Annotated in this window: 20 protein-coding genes; 16 read left to right on the forward strand and 4 right to left on the reverse strand. The window is 48.2% G+C overall.

The window, feature by feature from the left end; all coding sequences use genetic code 11:
- Nucleotides 1-90 precede the first annotated feature (90 nt).
- Complete coding sequence (locus tag DXD12_RS11955; protein WP_107001735.1) at nucleotides 91-1,518, forward strand: amino acid permease; 1,428 nt, start codon at nucleotides 91-93, stop codon at nucleotides 1,516-1,518.
- Nucleotides 1,515-2,828 carry a M18 family aminopeptidase gene (locus DXD12_RS11960; protein ID WP_333493401.1) on the forward strand — a complete coding sequence of 438 codons (1,314 nt, stop codon included), beginning with the start codon at nucleotides 1,515-1,517 and terminating at the stop codon, nucleotides 2,826-2,828. The genes DXD12_RS11955 and DXD12_RS11960 overlap by 4 nt, the downstream gene beginning before the upstream one ends.
- 89 nt (nucleotides 2,829-2,917) lie before the next feature.
- Here the strand turns inward: DXD12_RS11960 and DXD12_RS11965 are convergent, their stop codons facing one another.
- Nucleotides 2,918-3,838, reverse strand: a complete 921-nt coding sequence (locus DXD12_RS11965) for a LysR family transcriptional regulator (protein WP_117796620.1) — start codon at nucleotides 3,836-3,838, stop codon at nucleotides 2,918-2,920.
- A gap of 211 nt (nucleotides 3,839-4,049) precedes the next feature.
- Here DXD12_RS11965 and DXD12_RS11970 point away from each other — a divergent pair, with 211 nt between their 5' ends.
- The 3 genes from DXD12_RS11970 to DXD12_RS11980 all read left to right on the forward strand — a co-directional run bounded on the left by DXD12_RS11970 (nucleotide 4,050) and on the right by DXD12_RS11980 (nucleotide 7,384).
- Nucleotides 4,050-4,913, forward strand: a complete 864-nt coding sequence (locus DXD12_RS11970) for a DUF6282 family protein (protein ID WP_117796621.1) — start codon at nucleotides 4,050-4,052, stop codon at nucleotides 4,911-4,913.
- A 13-nt stretch (nucleotides 4,914-4,926) separates the two neighbouring features.
- Nucleotides 4,927-6,240, forward strand: coding sequence for an SLC13 family permease (locus DXD12_RS11975; RefSeq protein WP_118638418.1), 1,314 nt, complete (start codon nucleotides 4,927-4,929; stop codon nucleotides 6,238-6,240).
- Between the two features lie 145 nt (nucleotides 6,241-6,385).
- Complete coding sequence (locus tag DXD12_RS11980; protein WP_022360657.1) at nucleotides 6,386-7,384, forward strand: isocitrate/isopropylmalate dehydrogenase family protein; 999 nt, start codon at nucleotides 6,386-6,388, stop codon at nucleotides 7,382-7,384.
- Between the two features lie 141 nt (nucleotides 7,385-7,525).
- Here the strand turns inward: DXD12_RS11980 and DXD12_RS11985 are convergent, their stop codons facing one another.
- Both DXD12_RS11985 and DXD12_RS11990 read right to left on the reverse strand, forming a co-directional pair.
- Nucleotides 7,526-9,199 (reverse strand): AAA family ATPase, encoded by a 1,674-nt coding sequence (locus DXD12_RS11985; RefSeq protein ID WP_118638419.1) that lies wholly within the window; start codon nucleotides 9,197-9,199, stop codon nucleotides 7,526-7,528.
- A 110-nt stretch (nucleotides 9,200-9,309) separates the two neighbouring features.
- On the reverse strand, nucleotides 9,310-10,224 hold the full coding sequence (locus DXD12_RS11990) for a LysR family transcriptional regulator (protein ID WP_118638420.1): 915 nt from the start codon (nucleotides 10,222-10,224) through the stop codon (nucleotides 9,310-9,312).
- Between the two features lie 255 nt (nucleotides 10,225-10,479).
- On the opposite strand from DXD12_RS11990, the gene DXD12_RS11995 reads away from it, so the two are divergent.
- The 7 genes from DXD12_RS11995 (at nucleotide 10,480) to DXD12_RS12025 (ending at nucleotide 17,130) form a co-directional block, all read left to right on the forward strand.
- On the forward strand, nucleotides 10,480-11,538 hold the full coding sequence (locus DXD12_RS11995; RefSeq protein WP_182457077.1) for a TRAP transporter substrate-binding protein: 1,059 nt from the start codon (nucleotides 10,480-10,482) through the stop codon (nucleotides 11,536-11,538).
- Nucleotides 11,539-11,684: 146 nt separating this feature from the next.
- Nucleotides 11,685-12,161, forward strand: a complete 477-nt coding sequence (locus DXD12_RS12000; protein WP_118638422.1) for a TRAP transporter small permease — start codon at nucleotides 11,685-11,687, stop codon at nucleotides 12,159-12,161.
- Nucleotides 12,162-12,183: 22 nt separating this feature from the next.
- Nucleotides 12,184-13,470 (forward strand): TRAP transporter large permease, encoded by a 1,287-nt coding sequence (locus DXD12_RS12005; RefSeq protein WP_118638423.1) that lies wholly within the window; start codon nucleotides 12,184-12,186, stop codon nucleotides 13,468-13,470.
- Between the two features lie 57 nt (nucleotides 13,471-13,527).
- Nucleotides 13,528-13,839: a citrate lyase acyl carrier protein gene (gene citD, locus DXD12_RS12010; RefSeq protein WP_118638424.1), complete on the forward strand. Its 312-nt coding sequence runs from the start codon at nucleotides 13,528-13,530 to the stop codon at nucleotides 13,837-13,839.
- Nucleotides 13,824-14,723 carry a CoA ester lyase gene (locus DXD12_RS12015; protein ID WP_118638425.1) on the forward strand — a complete coding sequence of 300 codons (900 nt, stop codon included), beginning with the start codon at nucleotides 13,824-13,826 and terminating at the stop codon, nucleotides 14,721-14,723. Before citD ends, DXD12_RS12015 begins: the two co-directional genes overlap by 16 nt.
- Complete coding sequence (citF, locus tag DXD12_RS12020; RefSeq protein ID WP_243105389.1) at nucleotides 14,716-16,287, forward strand: citrate lyase subunit alpha; 1,572 nt, start codon at nucleotides 14,716-14,718, stop codon at nucleotides 16,285-16,287. Before DXD12_RS12015 ends, citF begins: the two co-directional genes overlap by 8 nt.
- 15 nt (nucleotides 16,288-16,302) lie before the next feature.
- On the forward strand, nucleotides 16,303-17,130 hold the full coding sequence (locus DXD12_RS12025) for an amidohydrolase family protein (RefSeq protein WP_182457078.1): 828 nt from the start codon (nucleotides 16,303-16,305) through the stop codon (nucleotides 17,128-17,130).
- Here DXD12_RS12025 and DXD12_RS12030 read toward each other — a convergent pair whose 3' ends face one another.
- Nucleotides 17,131-19,128, reverse strand: a complete 1,998-nt coding sequence (locus tag DXD12_RS12030; protein WP_118638427.1) for a LacI family DNA-binding transcriptional regulator — start codon at nucleotides 19,126-19,128, stop codon at nucleotides 17,131-17,133.
- A gap of 376 nt (nucleotides 19,129-19,504) precedes the next feature.
- On the opposite strand from DXD12_RS12030, the gene DXD12_RS12035 reads away from it, so the two are divergent.
- The 4 genes from DXD12_RS12035 to DXD12_RS12050 all read left to right on the forward strand — a co-directional run bounded on the left by DXD12_RS12035 (nucleotide 19,505) and on the right by DXD12_RS12050 (nucleotide 24,639).
- Nucleotides 19,505-20,533 carry a sugar ABC transporter substrate-binding protein gene (locus DXD12_RS12035; protein ID WP_107001728.1) on the forward strand — a complete coding sequence of 343 codons (1,029 nt, stop codon included), beginning with the start codon at nucleotides 19,505-19,507 and terminating at the stop codon, nucleotides 20,531-20,533.
- Nucleotides 20,534-20,632: 99 nt separating this feature from the next.
- On the forward strand, nucleotides 20,633-22,141 hold the full coding sequence (locus DXD12_RS12040) for a sugar ABC transporter ATP-binding protein (protein ID WP_118638428.1): 1,509 nt from the start codon (nucleotides 20,633-20,635) through the stop codon (nucleotides 22,139-22,141).
- Nucleotides 22,141-23,127, forward strand: a complete 987-nt coding sequence (locus DXD12_RS12045) for an ABC transporter permease (protein WP_107001726.1) — start codon at nucleotides 22,141-22,143, stop codon at nucleotides 23,125-23,127. Before DXD12_RS12040 ends, DXD12_RS12045 begins: the two co-directional genes overlap by 1 nt.
- Nucleotides 23,128-23,163: 36 nt before the next feature.
- Nucleotides 23,164-24,639 carry a glycoside hydrolase family 32 protein gene (locus DXD12_RS12050; RefSeq protein WP_118638429.1) on the forward strand — a complete coding sequence of 492 codons (1,476 nt, stop codon included), beginning with the start codon at nucleotides 23,164-23,166 and terminating at the stop codon, nucleotides 24,637-24,639.
- Nucleotides 24,640-24,693: the final 54 nt, after the last annotated feature.

Raw genomic sequence — 24,693 nt, forward strand, 5'->3', positions numbered from 1 at the left:
ATACTGGGTTAATAAAAAAATACTTTTGACAATTAACGCAGCATATGAGAGAATAAAAAAGATACTTTCAGTAAGGAGAGAAAATAAGATATGAACAAATCACAACAAAACAAAATCAAGTGGTATATGCTTTCCTTTATGTGTTTCTCCACCCTCTGGGGATTTGGAAACGTTTTAAATGGTTTCGTATACTTCAATGGAACACAGGTTATCTTCTCCTGGATTCTGATGTTCGCACTGTACTTTGTACCGTACGCACTGATGGTCGGAGAGCTTGGTTCCGCATTTAAGAATTCGGGCGGCGGTGTCAGCTCCTGGATTCATGAGACAACCGGCGCGAAGGCTGCATACTACGCAGGTTGGACCTACTGGGCTTGCCATGTCACCTACATCGCATCGAAGGGATCCGGCGGTCTGAAAGCGCTGAGTTGGATGATTTTCCAGAACGCAGAGAAGTATGCGTCCTTTAACACGAAAGCGGTTCAGTTAGTTACCTTTGCGGTACTGCTGTTCTTCTGCTGGGTTGCAAGCCGCGGCTTAAACCCGTTAAAGAAACTGGCTACCCTGGCGGGAACCAGTATGTTTGTCATGAGTATCCTGTACATTCTGCTGATGTTTGCTGCACCGGTCATCAATCCGAACGGTGGTTACCTGTCGGTGGATTTCAGCTTGAAAAACCTGATTCCGCATTTTGATTGGAAGTATTTCAGCAGCTTGTCCATCCTTGTATTTGCAGTCGGCGGCTGTGAGAAGATCTCCCCATATGTAAACAAGGTAGAGGATCCGTCCAAGGGATTCCCGAAGAGTATGATTTTTGCAGCGATCATGGTAATCGTCTGCGCGATCTTCGGTACAATCGCGATGGGTATGATGTTCGATGTATCCTTGGTTGAGGCTAATTTTGACTCTTACAATGCGAATGGACAGTACTGGGCATTCCAGAAACTGGGTGAGTATTACGGCGTTGGAAACCTGATTATGATCATTTATGCAGCCTGCAACGCGATCGGCCAGTTCTCGACGCTGGTAGTCAGCATCGATGCACCGCTTCGTATGCTGCTTGACAACGAGGATGCGCGTCAGTTCATCCCGACCAAGCTCTTAAAGAAAAACAAATTTGGCGCTTACGTCAATGGTATCTGGATGGTAGTCATCCTGTCCGGTTCCATCATTCTGGCTCAGGTTCTGGTTCCGAATGCGGATACGGTTCTGCGCCAGCTGACACAGCTTAATTCGGTTACCATGCCGATGCGTTATCTGTGGGTATTCTTTGCGTACTTCATGCTTCGCAAACATTCAGATAAGTTTGAGCGCGAGTATCGTTTTGTGAAGAACAACGGAGTGGCACTGGGCTTTGGCGCATGGTGCTTTATCCTGACCGCAGCCTGCTGCTTATTAGGTATGTACAAACAGGGTGATCTGTACACAACCATGCTGAATGTCATCACACCAGTCGTTCTGGTAGCACTGGGACTGATTTTACCGGCGATTAAGAAGAGAGAAGGGAAGTCTGCATGATGAATGCTGCGAAGGAATTATTGACTTTTATTGAGAACAGCCCGAGTATGTTTCATTCGATTGAGACGATCAAGGGAATGCTGGATGAGGCAGGTTTTACCTATCTGCCGGAGAGAACTTGCTGGGACGTGAAGCAGGGTGGAACGTATTACACGATCCGCAACCATTCCAGTATCATTGCGTTCCGCGTCGGAAAGGAACTGGGCGATTACCATTTCCAGATGTGCGCCTCCCACAGTGATTCACCGACTTACAAGATCAAGAATGTACCGGAGTTAAATGGTCCGGGCGAGTATCTGCGTCTCGATGTAGAAGCATACGGCGGCATGATCGACAGCACATGGTTTGACCGCCCTCTGACTGTCGCAGGCCGTGTGCTGGTAAAGGACGGTCAGGGCGTGAGCGCGAGACTTCTGTACATCGATAAAGATCTGTTCATCATTCCGAACGTAGCGATTCATTTCAACCGTGAGGTGAACAATGGATACAAATACAACCGTCAGGTTGATTTATGCCCGCTGTTCTCCGCTGGTGAGCTGAAAAAAGGCGCGTTTGACGCGATGATTGCGAAAGAGCTTGGTGTGGCAGCGGAGGATATTTTAGGAAAGGATCTCTTCCTTGTAAACCGCCAGCCGGGTACGATCTGGGGGTATGCGGACGAGTTCATTTCCAGTCCGAAACTGGACGACTTACAGTGCGCTTACGTTTCCCTGAAAGCATTCCTGGAGGCGAAGAATGAGCGCGATGTCAGCGTATACTGCTGCTTCGACAATGAGGAAGTTGGTTCCAATACGAAGCAGGGAGCGATGTCCACCTTCTTACAGGATGTCCTGCACCGCATCAACGGCGCACTTGGCAAGACACCGGAGGACTATTATCAGGCAGTTGCCGGTTCTTTCCTCGTAAGCTGCGACAACGCACACGCCGTTCACCCGAACCACGGGGAGAAGACGGATGCAGTCAACTGCTCCTGGATGAACAAAGGTATCGTCATCAAGGAGAGCGCGAACCAGAAATACACCACGGACGCATTCAGCCGTGCGGTATTTACGAATGTCTGCAATGAGGCAGGTGTTCCGGTTCAGGTGTTTGCAAACCGCAGTGATATTTTAGGCGGTTCCACCCTTGGAAACCTTTCCAACACGCAGGTCAGCGTCCATGCCGTCGATATCGGTCTGCCGCAGCTTGCGATGCATTCCTGCTACGAAACGGCAGGTGTGAAGGACGTTGAGTACGCAATCCGCGCACTGACGAAATTCTACCAGACCGCTCTTCAGATTGAAGGGGCAGAACGGGTTTGCTTTGAGTAAATATAGTTAAAAGAGCAGCCGCTCCGCGAACGATGAAATGAATCGCGGGGCGGCTGTTTTGATAGATTGAAAAAAGCTTTTTAAGAAAATTACCTCCGCAGCAGCTCCGGCGCCATCTCCTGAAACAGCTTCGCGAGCGCCATCGCCGCCCGCGAGCGGTATTTTCCGGCGGGCCAGGCGAGCGCCAGATCGAGGAAAATACCATCTTTCCCGATCCGCAGATAGCGGAACTCATCCCGCATGATGCGGCAGGAACGGTAGGTAAACGCGAGTCCGACCCCCTCCCGCGCCATCGCCGCAGCAAAAGAGGCGGAGAGGTAGGTGTCGAGTCCCAGAGGTTCCACACCCGCCTCGCGCAAGGATCGGCGGGCAGTCCGTCCGAGGACGGTGCTGGGCGGGCCCAGAATATATTCAAATGGTGCGGTGTCCTTTAGGTCGATCCACATCTGTTCCGGATCCGATTCGCATGGCTTCGCAAACCTCATGACCGGGTGATCGGCGGTAGTGGCGATCATGATCTCATCCCGCATCAGGGAATCCACACCGTGTTTGATTCGAACCGGCGGCGCGGCGATCAGCGCCAGATCTAAAAGTCCCTCTAAAATCTTATTTTCCAGATCAATGCTGTCCATCTCACAGATCTCCACATGAACCCGTGGATACAGGGCATGGAATTTTTTCAGAACCGGCGGCAGCAGGTACGTCCCCCGGTAGGTGCTGATGCCGAAGATGACGGTGCCGCCCTTTAAATTTTCAATATCCGAAGCCTCACTGCGCGCCTCCTGGTACTGCTGTAAAATCTGTCTGGCATGGAAAATAAACGCCTCCCCGGCAGAGGTTGGACGGACTCCGCGGGCTGTGCGGACGAAAATCGGCGTTCCCAGATCCTGTTCAAATAGGCGGACTGCCTGACTTAAGCTTGACTGCGCCATAAACAATTTTTCGGCCGCGCGGGAGATGCTCCCCTCGTTAGCGACGGTTACGATATAGTCTAGTTCTTTTAAATCCATGAGAATCCCCCTCACGAGATATCGGAATTTTCGATATCTGGTATAATAAATCTTGCCTTTCTCCTATAACAAAAATAGTATAAGATAAAAACAAGCAAAAATCAATGGCAGAGACTGAAGCAGCGGCTGGAAAATCGAATAGGAATCCGGCGAGGGAACGCAGCTTTGAAAAAGCCTCTGTGGACGATTACAAATAGGAGGAATAAGCAAGATGAAGCAGGATTTAATGAAGGGCATTATAGATATGCACGTTCACACGAATCCCGATCTGCGTCTGCGGGCGTATGATGATTTCGAACTGATGGAGGCAGCTATCCGGGTTGGGGCACGCGCTATCGTCATCAAGACGCATCAGGGAACCACGATGGATCGGGCCTATCTGTGCAACCGCCACAACGAGATTGTACACGGGAAAACGAACAATTTTACGATGTTTGGCAGCATTACCTTAAACAAGGTAGTCGGCGGCATCAATCCGAAGGCAGTCGATGTGGCGCTTCGTCTGGGTGCTAAGGTAGTATGGCTTCCGACCCAGTCGGCAAAAAACCATATGCAGAAGATGAATCAGGATCTGAGCCAGTGTGTGGAAGTAGTGAAAGATGGTAAAATTGTACCGGAGCTGCGTTCAGTGTTGGAGCTGATTCGTGACCACAACGCTGTACTGGGAACCGCACATATTGCACCGGAGGAGATTTTCACTGTTGTGGAAGCTGCCCGGGATATGGGAGTAAAAAACATCGTTGTAACGCATCCGGAATGGTGGATTGTAGGCATGAGCCATGAGGATCAGCTTCGTCTGGTAAAGGATTATGACGTTATCTTAGAGCGCTGCTATGCACAGAACATGGGTGGCGGAAAGTACAAGAGCAATCTGGCAGATAACCTGGAGCTTATCAAAGAAGTTGGCTATAAAAATGTCATGGTTGATACCGATGGTGGCCAGACAGAAAACCCGCATTGGGAGCTGGCACTGGCGGAATATATGCAGTATCTGGTAGATCATGGAATTTCGGAGGAGCAGGTGTACCATATGACACACACTATTCCGGCAAAACTGTTGGGCATCGAAGAATAGGGGGACGCATCATATGTTAAGTGCAGTTTTGGTGGCATCCATTGCGGTTGCCGTTATATTGGGATATAAAACGAAAATCAATACGGGATTTTTCTGTATTGCCTTTGCATACTTGATTGGTTGTTTTGGCATGGGATTGAAAACAAAAGAACTGATTGGCTTCTGGCCGGTCAGCACCATGTTCGTCATCCTGTCAGTATCACTGTTTTACAACTTTGCAGCTGTGAATGGAACCCTTGAAAAAATGTCGGCCAGTCTTCTCTATATGTGCCGCAAGTTTCCGGGCATGCTTCCTTTTGCGTTATTTTTTGTAGCAGTTGTACTTTCTGTTATGGGTGCTGCATACTTTACCGTTCTGGCATTCCTGGCACCGATTACCATCCTTATCTGTGAGGAAGCAAAGATGGACAAGCTGACCGGTGCGGTGGCGATCAACTGCGGTGCACTGGCAGGCGGAAACTTCCCCACAGCTTCGCTGGGCGTCGTATTCCGCGGTCTGATTGATACTGCTTATGAAGCAGAACCGGCATTTGAAGCAACGAATTCCTTTGTAGATGAAATGAAAATTTTTGGTTTCGCGATTGTATTTTCCCTAATTCTGATTGCAATTTTCCGTTTCGGTTTCAAGAGCAACCGCGGTATCGGAAAAGGCGTAACGTTCAATCGCCCGGAGCCGTTTGACAAGAAACAGAAAACAACCCTGCATTTAATGATTCTGATGATGGTGATTGTCCTGATATTCCCGCTCTTAAAGATGGCAGTTCCTGGCAATGAACTGATTGGAAAAATCGCTGGAAAGGTTGATGTAGGACTGGTGGCATTCTGCTTTACCATCATCGCACTGCTCTTTGATCTGGCACCGCAGAAGGAAGTGATTGCACGTGTTCCGTGGAACACCATCCTCATGATTGCCGGAGCCGGCATGCTTATCGCCGTTGCAGTTCAGGCCGGTACTATTGATGCATTATCCGCATGGATTGGTTCTAATGTTCCGACAGCCCTGATTCCGCTGGCATTCAGCTTTGTAGGCGCATTTATGAGTTTCTTCAGCTCTACAACAGGTGTTGTAGCACCGGCCCTGTTCCCGCTGATTCCGGGACTTGCGGCAGCAACCGGATTAAATCCGGCAGCGCTCTTTGCCTGCACGATTCTTGGTGCACAGAGCAGTGCGATCAGCCCGTTCTCATCCGGCGGCAGCCTGATTCTTGGTTCCTGCGGAAACGAGGAAGACCGAAATCACTTATTCAACCGTCTTCTCTTTGTAGCAGTACCTATCAGCGTTATCTGCTGTGCGGTATATAACCTGATTGTAGCAGTTGTTCTGTAAGGGAAATTTAATTGAAAAGTTGTTTGTTCGAAAAGCTGTCAGCCTGTTCTGGCAGCTTTCGATGAAATTTTTAATGGATTTTTGCGCGTGACTGTGAAGGTACTGAACAGTTACGATTGGGAAAATCAAGAAGGAGGATAAAGAAATGAGTCATAAAATTACAGTATTTCGCGGCGATGGTATCGGACCGGAGCTGGTTGATAATGTATTAAAAATCTTAAAAGCGGCAGATGCTCCGCTGGAATATGAAATTTTCAATGTTGGTGAGGATGAGTGGAAACGCAATGGTGCCCTGATTCCGGAGGAAGCATATGCTTCCTTTGAGCGCACCAAAGTACTCTTAAAATCCCCGATTACAACTCCGGTTGGAAAGGGCTTCCGCTCTTTGAATGTAACACTCCGCGGACAGTATGACCTGTATGCCAATATCCGCCCGGTTAAGTCCAACGCGGCAGTAAAAACTCCATTTGAGAATGTGGATATCGTGATTTTCCGCGAAAATACAGAAGGTCTTTATGTTGGTGTAGAGGAGCAGGTAAATCCGGATACGGTTCATGCAATTAAGATTGTTACAAGACAGGCAAGCGAGCGCATTATCCGCGATGCATTCGAGTATGCGAAAAAGAACGGACGCAAGAAAGTAACCTGTATTCATAAGGCAAATATCCTGAAAATGTCCGATGGCATGTTCCTTTCCATTTTCAAAGAGATTGCAAAGGAATATCCGGAGATTGAAGGTGATGATAAAATCATCGATAACACCTGCATGCAGCTTGTCATGAATCCAAACCAGTTTGATGTTATGGTAATGCAGAACCTGTACGGAGATATTCTTTCGGACCTGTGCAGCGGCCTGATCGGAGGTCTGGGACTCGTTCCATCCAGCAATATCGGTTCTGACTATGCGATGTTCGAGGCCGTACACGGCAGCGCACCGGATATTGCAGGTAAGCACCTGGCAAACCCGACCGCATTCCTGTGGTCTGCCTGCATGATGCTAGAGTACTTAGGTGAAAATGAGACCGCCGGACGCATCCGCAAGGCTGTGGATGAGGTTCTGGCAGAAGGCAAGCACCTGACAAGAGATCTGCATGGAACTGCAACCACCGAGGAATATGTGGACGCAGTGATTGCGAGACTGTAAGAATTTAATAAGTGAAGATGTAAGAAGGGGCTGTTGCACAAACCGTGCAGCAGCTTCTTTTGGCTATAAAATAGGGTTATCGGCCAGCATATTTGTAAATGCGACAGACGCCCTATTTGTGTATAAAAACAGATGCCAGCATTATTTACCTATCCCCTTTACCATACACCGTTTCTTGAAGAAGGAAATTCCATAACAGAAAATTTCATCATAATTTCCCTCAAATTCTTTTGCATACATGCGTTCATCGATCTGGCGCAGGGCTTTGTCGCAGTCATCGCTGAGTTTTTCAAATGTTTTCGAATATTTCGCCTCGAAAATCGCCATTCGTCCACCGTGCAGATCATATACAACCACATCGCTTCGTCCTTCGCCATGCTCACGGTTTGATTCTACCACATATCCGGCTCCGGCAAAAATTCCGGCTAAAAAGGCGTGATAAAAATCTTCTTTATAATCATGGTAGCTGATTGTCATACGCAGCAGGGCATTCATCTCCTGTGTGAGTAGGTCGGTGTTGCCATGCCATACGGCATAAAATAATTGTTCCCGATTCCAGGTTTTGGCGCTGTCGTTAAACCATTTTAAAATGGTACTTTCGAAGATTTCCCGGATTTCAGCATTCGGAACCATTAGGGCAGTTAAACCATCTGGAAGGTTATCGATGCGAGCCTGCGTCAGATAGCCGGTAAGATACAGGATACTCCACAGATTATCTTCGGAGGAATGGAGGTAATCATACGTCAGATTTTCTTCCACATGCTGAAGAATATAGCCTCCGGAAAGAAGCGCCTCCAGCTTCATCGTGATATTGCTTCCGGCATAGTCGATAAACGAACGGATGATCGCGTTATCGCTGGTATTTTTCCAGTAGCCGATGGGTTTAGCCTGCGGCTTTTTCTGGCAGTCGAGGAGGTAATTCATCACATCCCATGGACAATAGACATCCGAAGCACCGAAGTGATAACCGTCGTACCAGTTTTTGATTTGCGATGCTCGTTCAATCATGCCGGCATCTGAAAGAAGTTTCTTCATATCGACCTGGGTAAATCCAAAATATTCATCCAGTGACGAAGATGAGATCGTATCAGAAACAAAGTTGTTGGTTCCTGTAAAGATACTTTCCTTTGCGATTTTCAGACAGCCGGTAATAGTGGCAAAACGCAGGGTGCTGTTATCTTTCAGTGCTGTACTCATGAGGGATTTCATCAGTTCCAGCATCTGGGGATAATAACCATTTGCGCTGGCTTTGGCAAGCGGTACATCATATTCATCCAGAAGCAGAATGACGGGCTTCTGGAAATGTGCCTGCATCATACGCATCAAGAGCAGAATGCTGGTTTTTAACATAGTATCCGTCGGTTTTCCATCGACAATATCGGCAAGCTGTATAAACTCTTTCCGATCATTTTCATTAACCGAAGGGCTGTCTGCCAGATAGCTGTGTTCATTGCAGAGACGGGCAATCTGGGAGCGGAGCATATCCCTGGCAGAAGCATAATCCAGTCCGTCTACATCCTTAAAGGTCAGAAAGAGCGTCGGAAATTGATTCATCCATGCCTGGCATAGATCTGGACGAGATTCGATTTGAAGTCCGGTAAAAAGATTCTGGCTTTTTTTTCGAATATCAAAAAAATTGGCAAGCATACTCATCGCCAGTGTTTTTCCAAAACGACGCGGGCGGGTAATCAGGGTGACTTCCGAGTTATTCGTCAGAAGATCAGCGATCAGCCCGCTTTTATCAATATAATAATAGCCGTCTTCGCGCAGCTTTTTAAAATCAGAAATACCAACAGGGATTTTTAGGGGTGCCATCGATGATGCTCCTTTCTGAAGATACGGAATTGTTACGAATAACTTTATCATATCATGGGGGGAGGTGGTTGGCAAGATTTTGGACTGTGTAGTCATTTCCCACCGTAAATTTAAAATGTATGACAAATTCCACGCAAAAAATCTAACAGCCGCAGAGTCGCTTTTGATGTATACCCGTCCCGTTTGACGGCAACATAGAAGGAAAATGGAACGTCATACGGTTCTTCTAAAAGAAAATATCCTTTCTTTTGCAAGGCAGGAGAGAGCTGCTTTTCCGGAATCAGGACGGTTGCATAGTCGATTTGTGCCAGGGCGTCCATGGTACTGATATTGCGGGAAACCTGCCGGTAGCGCGGGGCGAAACCGGCGTTGGTAAAGATTTGCTCGGTAATCATGCGGCTGCGCTGCCAGGGCTGCGTGACGGCAATTGGTTCGTTTCGCAGAAATTCAATATCAATATAAGGATGTGCCTGGTTTTTGTGAGTTCGGACATAGGCTTCATATCCGCTGGTGCGCCGGGGAACGACAACCATATGATCGCGGCTGAGTTCAAAATAATCCAAATCGGGATTTAGGACTGGTGGATGGATGATGCCGATATCGATTGTTCCCTTAGAAAGCCGCTGTTCAATATCGTTGCTGGTTGCTTCCTCTAAGAGAATACGGATATTTGGATGCCGTGATTCAAACGCAGGAAGAAAGTAGGGCAGCACATAGGTAGCCTGTGTGCCGGTAAATCCGAGCGTAATTTCGCCGCCTTCTGCATTCTGCACATCGATAAGTTCTTTTTGGAAATTTTTTTGTTCCAGTAGAATTCGTTCAACAAATTCAAAGAAACATTTTCCCTCGGCGGTAACGGAAACGCCGCTGCTGGTGCGGGTCAAAAGGGTGGCATTTAATTCTTTTTCGAGCTTCTGGACACACTGACTGAGAGCCGGTTGGGCGATATACAAGGTGGAAGCCGCTTTTGTTATATTTTTTTCTTGTACGATCGTATAAAAATATTGCATATCTTTCAGTGTCATATCTGCTGTCCCTTTCAATAAAAAATTATGTCTGTCTATATATTATCAAAGTTGTGTCCGATTTTCTAGCGGGTATATATGTTAATAAAATGTAAAAGAGAAGAAAGACATAGAATTTACTTATGGGATGTAACGGATTTCAATATTTTACAAAAAGGCTGTCAGAATATATGATAGGTATTGTAAAAAGTAACAATCATCTAACAGGAGATGACAAAAAAACATATAAGCAAACGAAGAGGGAGAGGTAAATTTATGAGAGTACGAGGAACATTGGCAGTTTTGACAATCACAGCGCTCGCGCTGACTGCATGCGGAAATAATTCGGGAGGTTCGAGCACAGAAGAAGATACCAAGTCAGCGGATCAGGGCGCCGCTTCCGCAGATGTATCGGCAGAGCCGGTTACGGTGAAGCTGGGACTCTCCTTTGCGGACAGCCATCTGATCACACAGGAATTATATGCGATGGCGGATGCGGTCAAAGAGAGAACAAACGGCGGTGTTGATATTGAGATTTATGCAGATTCCCTTCTGGGAAAAGAGAGCGAGATGTATGAACAGCTCTATATGGGCACGATCGATATGGCACTGGAGACAATCGCATTCCAGAGTACAACCCACCCAGAGCTGACGATCGAGGATCTCCCGTATATGTTTGCAACCCGTGAAGATGGATATAAGGCGCTGGATGGAGATTATGGCGATAAATTAAATGAGATTATCGCATCTGACGGTGCGGTACGAAACTTAGGTTATATGGAGCTAGGATATCGCCATATGACGAACAATGTAAGACCGATTGAGAAGCCGGAAGATATGAAGGGAATCAAGTTCCGTACTACGACTTCGGATCTGCGCCTGGCAGTATTCGAGGCACTAGGTGCTCAGCCGATCTCCATGAGCTTCAGCGAAGTGTTTACTGGACTTCAGCAGAACGTAATCGACGGACAGGAAAGTCCACTCAGCACAATCGACAGTTCTTCCTTCTATGAGGTTCAGAAATATTTATCTTTGACTGGTCATTTCTGGACAAATGAGTGCCTTCTGATGAACGAAGCAAAATGGGAAAGCCTTCCGGAAGAGTGGCAGACAATTATTCAGGAAGAGGTAGATGCCTGCGAAACCAGAATCCGCGAGAAAAACGTTCAGGCGGATGAAGAGCTGGTAGCAAAGATGCAAGAAAAAGGAATGGAAGTCAACGAAGTGGATAAAGCCGCATTCGTAGAAGTCCTGAAACCATTATATGATGAGTGGGAAGAGAAAGTAATTGGTTCTGAACTGATGGATGTGTATAAGAAATATGCAGGCTATTAATCAGAGACCGGAACGGTAAATAAAAAGCGCCTTCTGGCGGAGAAACAGGCAGAGGGCGCTTTTTTGTACCGACAAGCGGAACGTATGTTTGAGATTTGCACAAGTAAAACAAAAATATAGTTTTTGGCAGACAGGAGGCGGAGACGATGTTGTTTGAGAAAGCGATAGTGAAGGTGCTGCGGTCGTTATCCTTTTTATGTTTTGCAGTCATGATCGTGGTGGTATTTGCACAGGTCATTCTGCGGTATTTCTTTGGAGCGCCGCTTGCATGGAGTGATGAGCTGGCGAGATTGCTTCTGGTTTGGGTATCATTTATGGGGGTGACACTGGTTCATTATTCAGATGCAGGTCATCCGGCAGTAACATTTGTTATTGAAAAATTTCCGGAGGCGGTACAGGAGATCGTTGGTTGTGTACTAAATATTGCGATGGCAATGGGATTTCTGGTTATTTTTAAGGCAAGTCTGGATTATACGCTGGCAAATCAGAAATTCGTAAGTGCGGTGTTACATTACCCAAATGCGATTAAATATGCAGTGGTTCCTATCTGTATGCTTCTGATGGCGGCAAAGAGCCTGATTCGTTCTTATGAGGATGTACAGAAGCTGAGAAAGAAAGCATAAGGAGGAAAGGAGAGGACGAACAATGATGCTTGGAATGTTGTTTGGCAGTTTTTTTATATTGCTGGCGCTGGGAGTCCCGATCGTATTTTCGATGGGTATTTCAGCTGGAATTTATTATGTGATGAGTGGTTATCCACTGATGCAGTTTGTACAGAAAACGATAGGCGGTGTGGATTCGTTTACATTGTTAGCCATCCCGTTTTTCCTGCTGGCAGGCGATATTATGGGGAAAGGCGGTATCAGCCGGAGAATGCTTCGGTTTGCGAATGCGTTAGTAGGTCCGCTGACAGGCGGTCTGGCAGTCACGGGAGTTGTATCTAGTGCGATGTTTGGAACGATTTGTGGTTCGGCTCCGGCAACAGCGGCTTCGATCGGTGGCATCATTGCACCGGAGATGCTGGAAAAAGGATATAGTAAGCGTTTTACGGGTTCAATCATTGCAGCATCGGGACTTTTGGGAATCATCATTCCGCCAAGTATCGTTATGGTAAATTATGGCGCAACTGCCGGTATTTCCATCGGAAGCCTGTTTGTCGGCGGTATTATTCCGGGCGTGATGGCAGCAGCAGGGCTGGCGTTATACTCTATTTTCCAGAGCAAGAAAAATGACTATGGAATGGTAGAAGGGCATAAGAGCCATTATGATACAAAGGAAATCTGGGATTCCTTTAAAGGGGCGATACTTCCTCTGACAACCCCGCTCTTTATCATGGGAAGTATCATGCTGGGTATCGCAACGGCGACGGAGGCAGCAGTTATTTCCGTTGTATGGTCCGCATTTTTAACCGTTATCGTATATCGGGAAATGTCGGTAAAAGAGCTTTGCAAGGTAACAACAGATGGTGTAGGAAAAGCTGGACAGATTATTGGTATGATGGCATCTTCGGCAGCGTTTGGTTATGCGCTGACGGTTGAGAAAGTACCGGCATTGATGGCAAACTTCTTTGTACAGTATGTAGACAGTAAATTTGTATTCCTGTTAATTACTTTTGTGATTGTCCTTGTTTTTGGATGCTTTCTGGAGGTTATTGCGATTATCGTACTTGTAACGCCGATTTTGCTTCCGGTAGCGACAGCGATGGGATTGGATCCGATTCATTTTGGTATGTTTATGTGCCTGACCCTTTGCCTCGGCGGTCTGACTCCTCCAGTTGGTCTGTGCCTGATTACGACGAGCCGGATTGTCGATACCGATATTGATAAGATGTTTCCGGATCTGCTGCATTGCATCTTGATTTATGTGGCGGTTATCGCACTGGTAGGTGCAATTCCGGCACTTTCAACCTGGCTTCCGAGCATGATGGCATAGGACGAAAAGGTGAATAGCTAAGATTTGCGATAGTAGAAAGAAAAGGAGAGTGGCTTTATGAAGATAGAAAAAGAAGCCGTATGCGGTAATATAGAGTCCGGTGATATCCAGGTTACCTTATCTCCCAATGAGGAAGAAGGCATCGTGATTGAGCTGACAAGTGTGGTAAAACCGATTTTTGGCGATGCGATTGAAGAGACAGTGCGGGAGGTGCTGGCAGATTTTGAAATTGATACAGCGAAGGTGACGCTTCAGGATAAAGGGGCGCTCGATTGCGTGATTCGTGCCAGAATGCAGGCGGCGGTTCTGCGTTCCCTGGGACAGAAATATGACTGGTCAAAGGAGGATGCGTTATGGCAGGCAGTTTAAAAAGAACTTCTCTCTATGCCAGCGGAGGCAAGCCGTCCAACCTGATTCAGGCAGTGTTTTATGGCGAGGACTGTCTGGTGTACGATCTAGAAGATTCGGTGGCAGCAGCGGAAAAAGACGCGGCTCGTCTTCTGGTATACAATGTGCTTCGATATCAGCGCCCGAAAGATGTTTATGTGGTTGTGCGGGTCAATGGAATTTATTCTGAGTATATCGATGAGGATCTGGAGGCGATTGTGCGGGTAAAACCGGATGCGATCCGGATTCCGAAGGTTGAGTATGCACGGGAAGTTGTCCGGATTTCCGAGAAAGTAGCTGAAATTGAGAAAAAAGCCGGAATTGTTCCGGGAAGTATCAAGTTCTGGTGCAACATTGAGTCCTACATGGGGGTGTTAAATGCGAGAGAGATTGCCAAAGCAGATCCGAGAGTGGAAGCGATGGCGCTGGGAGCAGAAGATTTTACCGCCAGCATGGGGGCGCTGCGCAGCCGAGAAGGCATGGAAGTGTTCTATGCCAGAAATGCGGTTCTGATGGCGTGCCGGGAGGCAGGAATCGATGCGCTTGATATTGTGTATTCGAACTTCCGCGATATGGAAGGATTAAAGGCGGATGCTGAGTTTTCCAGAGCCCTTGGATTTGACGGAAAGACGGTGATCCATCCGGGACAGGTAGACATCGTAAATGCAAGCTTTGCGCCGAGTGAGAAAGAAATTAAGCAGGCGATCCGCGTGCTGGAAACCCTGAAGCAGGGTGAGGCGGAAGGAAAAGGCGTCATTACACTGGATGGCAGTATGTTAGATAAGCCGATGGAACTTCGCGCAAAGGCAGTGCTTGAGAAAGCGAAAGCGGCAGGTATGGTGATAGGAGGTGCGGACGGTGAGTAAGACAGTGATCAATGCGGTCGGCAGGGAACTTCCGGAACAGATCGGTTCATATAAAGTAAAACCATTTCAGGGTGCAGCACAGATGGACTGCACAGCGCAGGGAACCGTACATTCCAACCGGAAACTGAAAAATGTGCGTCCGGGTGAGAAAAAGCTTTATACAGATTTAAAAGAAGTAATCAAAGCCAGCGGACTTTCTGATGGAATGACGATTTCGTTCCATCACAGCTTCCGGGAGGGCGATCAGGTCATCGGACAGGTGCTGACAGCGATCCGGGAACTGGGAATTAAAAAGCTGACCTTTGCACCGAGCGCGGTTGTAAATATTAAAAACCCATCGATCGTGGATTTCGTAAAAGATGGTACGATCACACACATTGAGGCGAGTGGAATCCGCGGCGAGCTCGGGGACGGAGTCTTGTCAGGATTGATGGAGGATGCGGTAATTCTCCGCCCACATGGATCCAGACCGAGGGCGATCGAGGCAGGAGAATTGTCCGTTGACGTGGCGTTTATCGGAGCTTCGGCAGCAGATGAGTACGGCAACTGTACCGGTCTTGTAGGACCGAATGCCTGCGGTGCACTGGGATATTCCTTTATCGATGCCCATACGGCAGGATGTGTGGTTGTAGTGACAGACAATCTGGTGGAATATCCGTGTATTCCGATCAGCATTTCCCAGGAGTATGTAGACTATGTGGTGACCGTGGAGTCGATCGGAGATACAGAAAAGATCGGAGCCGGTGCGGCCCGTGTGACGAAGCGCCCGCGAGATCTTCTGATTGCCAAGCGGACGGCACAGGTGATGGCGGCTTCCAGACGATTTAAAGATGGTTTTGTATTCCAGACAGGAGCTGGTGCGATCAGTATCGCCTGCACGAAATATCTGGCAGAAGAAATGGAGAAAAAAGGCGTGACTGCTGCGATGGCACTGGGCGGAGTACCGGCTGCGATTGTGGAAATGTACCAGAAAGGCCTAGTAAAGGCGGTTGCCTGCTCGCAGTCATTTGATGCGGTGGCAGCCAAGGCCATCGTGGATGAACCGGGTATTGTTGAAATTGATAATACATTATATGCGGATCCGTCCCGCAAGGGCTGTATGCTGAATCAGGAGGATTTTGGTATTCTGGCAGCATTGGAGGTCGATACCGATTTCAATGTGAATATCCTGACGGGATGCAACGGACAGATGATGGGCGGTCTTGGCGGAGGACCAGATGTAGCCGGCGGCGCGCAGATTCCGATTGTTGTGCTTCCGATCATCCGCGGACGTATCCCGTCGGTAGTAAAACGGGTCTTTACCTGCTGTACGCCGGGTGAAACAGTAGCGGCAGTTGTGACGGAAGCAGGTATCGCCCTGAATCCGAAGCATAAAAATTATCAGGAGCTGAAGGAAGATCTGGAGAAAACGAACTTGAAACTGGTATCGATCGAAGATCTGCAGCGCCAGGCAGAGGCAATGACCGGTGTGCCGAAGCCGCTTGAATGCACCGATAAGGTTACCTGTGTGGTAGAATACCGGGATGGAACCGTGATTGACGTGATCCGGGAGGTTAAAAAATAGGAGATGAGGACAGATATGGAAGATAGAAAAAAATTAACCATTGCAAATGCCTGCAATTCCCATCTCCACATCATAGACCCTGCCTTTCCGAATGATGGAAAGGCAGAATCCCAGCGTGGAACGGTACAGGAGTATCGGGCATTAGCAGATGAACTGGGACTTACAAGAGCTGTTTTTGTGCAGGCAAAGCCGTTCGGAACTGATAACTCATGTCTGTTGGATGCCCTTGCGGAATACGGAGTCGAAAACAGCCGTGGAATCGCCGTCGTGCGGGAGAATGTAAGCGAGGCGGAGCTGGAACGCCTACATCAGGGTGGCGTGCGCGGATTGCGGTTTAGCGTATGGAACCCGAAGAATGCGGTTGTTTCCTTTGAAGAATGTCTGCCGCTTGCAGAGCGGACGAAGGAATATGGCTGGAATACCCAGCTTCATATGGGAGCGATGCAGCTTGTACAGCGGGCATCGGAAATCGAGAAGCTCCCGGGAAAGATCGTGATCGATCATATGGGACGTCTGGATCCGAAGCTGGGAACGGAAGATCCGGCATTTGCACAGATCTGCCGGTGGATCGACAAGGGAAATACATGGGTAAAGCTTTGCGGTCCGTATCTGAATACACAGATCGGTTATCCGTGGGAGGATGCGGCAAAAACAGCCCGTGCCTTTGCCGCCTACGCGCCGGAGCGCGTCCTATGGGGAACCGATTATCCCCATGTGACAGAAAAAGAAAAACTGGATGAATGGAAGCTTCTGGAGACTATCGATGCCTGGTTTGATACAGAGAAACAGAAAGAACTGGCATTGGTAAAGAATCCGGAAGAGGTGTATGTGTTTGGAAAATAGCTACTGACCCATCTGCTTCTCCCCCAGCTCCTCCGGCAGTGCCTCAAAGAAAATATCCTTCCAGGCACGTTTCAGCTGTTTTTCATGAACTACATAGGGCTGCACTCCAATATATTTAGGAACGTTATCACTGACCAGGGATTTAGCGACTGCAAGAGCGGCCGCTTTTCCCTGGTCATATGGTCTCTGGGTGCTGAGTCCTTTTACAAATCCTTGATTCATTTCTTCTGCAATCTCAAAATCCAGATCTGTGGTAAAGACAGCGATATCTGTCCGGTTCAAAGCTTTCAGGGCCTTGATGGCGAGCAGGGCGGGGCGATCCCAGCTGACATAGAGTGCCTCGATATCCGGGTGCTCGCTTATCATTTCAAAGCATACCTTGTAAGCATTTTCGATTTGGATGAAGCCTTTTCTGGCAGTGATCTCAATATTGGGATAGGATTCCCTTAATATTTTTTCGGCACAGTTATCACGCTCGGTAGTGCCGTAAAACATGGCGCCGTGGATGATGAAGCCGACTTTGGCGTGCGGTTTTTCTTTCAGGTATTCGCCGATCATGCGCCCTGTATTGGTGCCATTTTCCCGCTCATTGACGGAGATACAGGAGACGTAATTGTTCCGGCTGAAATTCTGCGGGACATTGCTTAAAAAGACCAGCCGCGTCATTTTGGATAATTCCTGAAATGCCGGGCCCGTCTGGACATCGTCGGTGGGGATGGCGATGACGGCGTCCGGGTGCTGCATTTTGATGCTTTCGAGCTGCATATTCTGGAGGGCAGGATCAAAATGGGCGTCCATGGTGGAAATAATATCGATTCCGTACTGTTCCAGTTCATCCCGGATGCCTTTCTGATGCAGGGCGGCCCAGGCGGTTCCAGTGTAGTGGAAGGAGATGGCGACGCGGTAATTTCCAGTTCGCAAAAGCTGTTTTTCCTCCTTGGAGAGGCGGATGCTGTCCGGGGAGACGGCGTGTTCACCGAGCGGACCGTTGTCGATGATCCGGGTGGAATCACGCAAAATCAGCTCTACATCTGCGTAGCGGGTCAAAGGTGCGCCGGAGAGGTGGTTGATCTCGTCAAAGAGTGCCTGCGAGGCGAGTTCTGCCATCTGGTCGATGTCCCGGTGGATGCAGGATAGCGGTGGGGCGGTCAGCTCGCACCAGAGCATATCGTCAAATCCGATGATGGAAATATCGCGCGGACAGTCTTTTCCCAGCTCCCGCAGCGCCTTGAGAAGAAACATAGTCAGCCGGTTTCCACCGGCGATGATAGCGGTGGGGAGATACCGGGTGATGCTTTTCTGAATATTCAGGCTGATGGTATCACTGGACTGATACAGATTGATCTCCGCGATGCAGGAACTGCTCAGGGTATGGTTGGCGGAGAGAAGCGCCCGCTCATATCCGGCAATCTTGTCCTGTTTGGCGAGGCTGTCTGTTTTTTCTACCAGAAACAGCACATTTTCGTGTCCGCTCTCAAAAAAATAGGAAGTAGCGGAGTGAAATGCTTTGGTGTAATCAAAAAGGATCCGCGGTGTGACATCGTCATCGATGAATCGTTCGACACAGACAAACGGGATACCGGATTCATAGAGAAATGAATAGGCAGCCGGATTACTGCTTACTGGGGAGAGAAAGATGCCGATGGTCTTGGCACTGGAGATTAAGTTTTGCAGGATGCTTTTCTCCTCTTCTAGGTTGTCGTTGGTGACGGCGGTGTAAAACTGATAGCCCTGGCTGGTCGCGTAGGACTGCAGCTGATTGCACAAATCGCAGTAGAGCGCGCTCTTGATATTTGGAAAGACAGCGACAATCTGTGAACTGCGTCCGCTGCGGATTTTACGCACCTTTTTTTTGATTTTTTCAGAATATCCACTTTCCTCAATAATAGCTTCGATTTTATCCACCAGTTCCGGGCTGACATAGCGCGTATGGTTGATAACATGGGAAACGGTGGCGATGGAGACGCCTGCCTTTGCGGCGATTTCTTTGATGGTCATAAAACTCCCCCTTGCTGGTACGGATTTAGTCCGGCGGTTCCTGCGCGGCTGGATTTGGATTTGCCGCAATTTTATATTTCTGTTTTTGATTATAGCACAAAAATAGAGGCAAAACGATAAGATAAACGAAATTTACGTAAAAAATTAAAAGGAACGGTAGAAATGCATAAATATCAATAAAACAGGATGAATATATCGCTGAAATTAGTGCAATATGCCAAAAGAGTATTGACGAAAGGGCATGGAATAGAGTAATATCTAGATATCAGACAGGGAGACTCCTTCCAGAGAGAAAAATTTTTACGTAAAAAAGAAAACTATAACAATCCGTTTGAAATGCACTAAACAATGATGAAGTAAGAGGAGGATCAGATTTATGAAAAAAAGTCTTAGATTTACAGCAGCAGGTCTTTCAGTTTGCATGATGGCAGCAATGCTGGCAGGATGCGGCTCTTCCAGCAGTACCGATACAACAGCGGCAGCCGATGCTTCTGAGGCAGCGGCAGATACGCAGGGGGCTGAGGCAAAGACCAGCGATTTATCGTTTGCATTCTGTACGAATACTTTAAACAATACTTTCCAGAGTTCCATTGATGCAAAGCTCAGCGAGCTGTGCAAGGAAAATGGCATTTCCTACACCTGCCTGGATCCGGATTATGATTTAAACAAGCAGCTCAGCCAGTTATCTGACTGTGCAAACAGCGGTTACGATGCAGTATTTGTTATCCCGGTTGACTCCGCAGGTATTACCTCCGGACTGGCTGAGATTGCAGATGCAGGTATTCCGATTTTCAACGTAGATACCGCGGTCATTGATGATGATATCGAACAGTTCGTGACACAGTTCGTTGGAACCAACGCATATATGGCAGGCCAGTTAGTGGGCGAGCAGATGACGAAAGATTATCCGGATGGCGCAAAGATTGCAGTTCTGGATTTCCCGTCCAATGAAAGCTGCGTGGATCGTGTCAATGGTTTCCTTGAGGGCCTTGGCGATCAGAAAGATAAATTTGAGATTGTAGCACAGCAGGATGGCGGTGCAGCGCTGGATCAGTCGATGGGACTGGCTGAGGATATCATCACAGCAAACCCGGATCTGGAAGCATTCTTCTGTATCAATGACCCGTCTGCCCTGGGTGCAGCAGCAGCTATCAAGGCAGCAAACAAGACCGGCGAGATCGGTGTATATAGTATCGATGCATCCCCGGATGGAAAACAGGCACTCTTAGACGGCGAGTTCACCGCAGTTGCATGCCAGGTTCCGCTTCAGATTGCAGAATATGCATTTGACGCAGCTGAGAAATATGTAGGCGGCGATACCGCAATCGATGAGAAGAAAGTATATCTGGATTCCCATCTGGTAGAGAAAGAAGAGGCAGAGAAGACTCTGAACGACTGGCAGTAATGAACTGCGAGGAAGCTTAACAGTTACGTGAAATAAAATAAAACATGGAAAATGCGGCGATGGGGTTCATTGCCGCATTTCTAAAAAACGGAGGGTTCTATGGGAAAAACAATTCTGGAAATGATAGATATCAAGAAAAGTTTTTCCGGGATCTATGCATTGTCAGGGATCAATTTTTCCCTGGAAATGGGCGAGGTTCATGCGCTTCTGGGAGAAAATGGAGCGGGTAAATCAACGCTTATCAAGGTCCTTGGAGGAATTTATAAACCGGACAGCGGGACAATCAAGATTAATGGTCAGGAAGTTGAGATAAATGGTGTTTCGGACGCCCAGGAGAAAGGAATCGGAATCATACATCAGGAGATCGTCCTGGTTCCGTATCTGACGGTCGCGCAGAACCTGTTCCTGGGACGGGAAATCAAGACGAAATTCGGCACCGTGGATATGCGGGAGACGAACCGCCGGGCAGGCGAGATGCTGGCAAACCTCGGGGTCAATATCCACCCGGATACGCTGGTAGAATCTTTGACGATCGCCCAGCAGCAGATGGTTGAGATTGTAAAGGCGGTATCCTTCGACGGACGGATCATCGTCATGGACGAGCCGACGTCCTCCCTTTCCAATGACGAGGTAGAACAGTTATTTGGAATCATTGAGAGATTAAAAGCAAAACAGGTAAGCATTATATATATTTCCCACCGTATGGAAGAACTGTTCCGGATCTCGGATCGGGTTACCATCATCCGCGATGGCGCCTATGTGGGAACAAAAAAAACATCGGAGACGAATGCGAACGAGCTGGTAGCCATGATGGTAGGACGGGAGTTAGAGAGCTTCTATGCCAGAGATTACAACGATCTGGAACATACAGAAACGGCATTGGAAGTGAAGAATTTAACCTGTGAGGGTGTGTTCTCAGATATCAGCTTCCGGGTAAGAAAGGGAGAGATCCTGGGATTTGCAGGTCTGGTCGGAGCCGGACGAAGCGAGATCATGGAATGTATCTTTGGAGCCAGAAAATACCAGAGCGGAACCATTCTTTTAAATGGAAAGGAAGTTCGCTTCACGACACCGATTCAGGCAATCAAGGCGGGCATCGGCCTGGTGCCGGAGGATCGGAAAAAACAGGGACTTGTCCTTGGTAATACGGTCGGTTTTAACCTCACGCTGGCATCGATTGACTCTTATATTAACGGAATTGCCATCAGCGACCGGAAATGTCAGGAAGTGATTGATTATTATAAAGAAAAGCTTCATATCAAAGCAGTGGCAGACCGGGTGGAACTGGTGGAAGCGGGAAGTCTTTCCGGCGGAAACCAGCAGAAGATTGTCCTTGGAAAATGGCTGGCAATCAAGCCGGATGTCCTGATTCTGGACGAGCCGACGAGAGGCGTCGATGTCAATGCGAAGTTTGAGATTTATTCCGTTATTAATGAGCTGGCGAAGGCGGGTATCGCCGTTATCATGGTATCCAGCGAGCTGCCGGAGATCATCAATATGTGCGATAACGTATGTGTCATCAAGGCGGGAAAAATGACGGGAATGCTCGGAAGAGAAGAACTGGATCAGGAGAGAATCATGCAGTATGCAGCAGGAGGCGAAGAGTGATGAACGGAAAGAAAAGTACAGCAGGCAATTCGGTACTCTCGGTATTTACCGGAAATACAGGAATTATTGGAGTGCTGGTTATCTTATGTGTGGTAGTCGCACTGGCAACCGATAAATTTTTGACACCGAGCAATATCATTTCAGTGCTCAGACAGATTTCCATTAATACATACATTGCACTGGGAATGACGTTGATTATTATTCTCGGACACATCGATCTGGCAGTTGGCGCGATCGTAGCGATGAGCGGAACTCTGACCGTAGGATTTGTAGTTAATCAGGGACTTCCGATTGGCGTGGCGATTGCGGCTGGCATCATCATCGGTGTTGTGGCTGGTCTGATTGATGGTATGGTTGTATCGAAATTCCGTGTTCCGGCATTTATCATTACGATGGCAATGATGAATGTCTGCAACGGTATCGCGTATGTATATTCGGGCGGACAGTCCACCCGTATTACGGATAAGTTTTTCATTGCAATCGGAACGGGTTATCTGTTTAACATTATTCCGCTGCCGGTTGTCTATATGGTTATTTTAATTATCGTATTTAGTTTTCTGCTTTCTAAAACAAAATTTGGTACCTATGTGTATGCAATCGGCGGAAATCGTGAGGCGGCGCGTCTCTCTGGTGTTCCGATCAAGAAAGTCGAGATCATCGTGTTTACATTGTCGGGCGCCCTGGCGGCGTTTGCAGGTCTGGTTCTGGCATCGAGAATGTATTCCGGACAGCCGTCCGTCGGAAGTGGCTATGAGATGGATGCGATCGCAGCCTGTGTCCTCGGCGGAACCTCGATGGCAGGCGGACGCGGACGTATCAGCGGCACAGTATTTGGTGCGATGGTAATCGGTATTATTTCCAATGGTCTGAATCTGATCGGTGTCAGCTCCTACTGGCAGCTGATTGTAAAGGGTCTGATCATTGCCTGCGCGGTTGTACTGGATTCCCAGAAGGGCAATCTGGCACTCCTCAGAAAAAAGAAATGATTCCAAGAGCACATTTAGAAAGGCAAGGAGAGAAGAATGGACTTTTTCAGAAAAATGTCATTTGCGGATTCGACCGGTGACGCGATTCCGTTTTATCATGAAGGTAAATATCATATTTTTTCACTGACATCCCCGCCAGGAACCACGGTATATCCGGCGAGACTGCGTACTACCTGGAGCCACTCTGTTTCGGAGGATCTGGTGCACTGGGAGGAGCTGCCGACAGCACTGTATCCGGGCGAGGGCGATGAGCCGGATGCGTCCGGCGTGTGGACGGGATCGGTTATCTACGGCGAAGGAAAATATCACGCATTCTATACGGGTTACTGCCTGACGGCAGAATATCAGCAGACGATCTGCCATGCGACGAGCGAGGATGGTATCACCTGGACGAAGGACGCGGCAAACCCGGTTATCACGCCGATGATAGAGTTATATGAAAAGCTGGACTGGCGTGATCCGTATGTATTTTATAATGAGGAAGATAAATGCTACTGGATTCTGATCTCGGCGAGACGGCTGGATATGCCGGTGACAAGACGCGGCTGTATCGTCCTGTACCGCTCGAAAGATCTGGTAAACTGGGAGTATTATGGTCCGTTGTATTCGGCAGGCAATACGAATTGTCCGGAATGCAGCGAGATGTACAAGATAGGCGATACCTGGTATCTTTCCTATTCCCGCTTTTCCGAGTTTGTCAACACGATTTACCGCACTTCCAAATCTCCGTTTGGACCGTGGAAAAAGCCGAAGAAAGACGGCATCGGCGGACGCCGCTTCTATGCAGCTAAATCCATGCAGGATGACAACGGGCGCCGTTTCTATTTTGCCTGGGCGCATGACCGTGCAGAAAACAGCGACCGCGGCGAGTGGTACTGGGGTGGCACGTTCTGTATTCCGCATGAGGTCGTTGCAACGGCAGACGGACAGCTGGACGTGAAGCTTCCGGAAGAATATGTAAACTGCTTTAAAGAGAAAGTTGACTGGAAATACCTTCCGGTCATGGGAGAATACAAGCTGTATGGAGATACAACGGTTGAGCTGGATGGATGCGGGACAACCTCGTATGGTTTCCTGGAGCAGCCGGAAGAAAAGTTCCTGTTTACCGGCACGGTGATCCCGAAAGAAGCGAATGATTCCTTCGGAATCCTGTTGAAATCCGACTGGGAGGCAAGCGGCTGCCTGTTCTTAGAGTTTGATATGGCGATGCAGCGAGTGTCCCTTCTGTCCCTGCCGATGGGAGTTGACCCGTTCTGGGAGCAGTCCTGCCAGGCGGTTCCGAAAGCAACGGAACCGGGACCGGATGGCGTTCGGGTGGCTGAGAAGACCTTTGAGATTAAAGATGGACAGGCAATTGATGTAAAGATTTCGGTGGATCATGATATGGTTGAGGTGTTCGTGGGCGAGCAGGTGGCATTTACCTATCGTATTTTCCGGAAACCGGAGTACGAGATCGGTCTGCTGGCGCAGGACGCGAAAGTAGAATTTGCAAATATTGCGATTCGGAAGTAAAATTCCTTGTGAGAGACGAACGGATGTGGCTGTCCGCCTGTGAGAGGGCTGGAT

The sequence above is a fragment of the Clostridium sp. TF11-13AC genome (assembly GCF_003481065.1).
Lineage (GTDB): Bacteria > Bacillota > Clostridia > Lachnospirales > Lachnospiraceae > Otoolea > Otoolea fessa.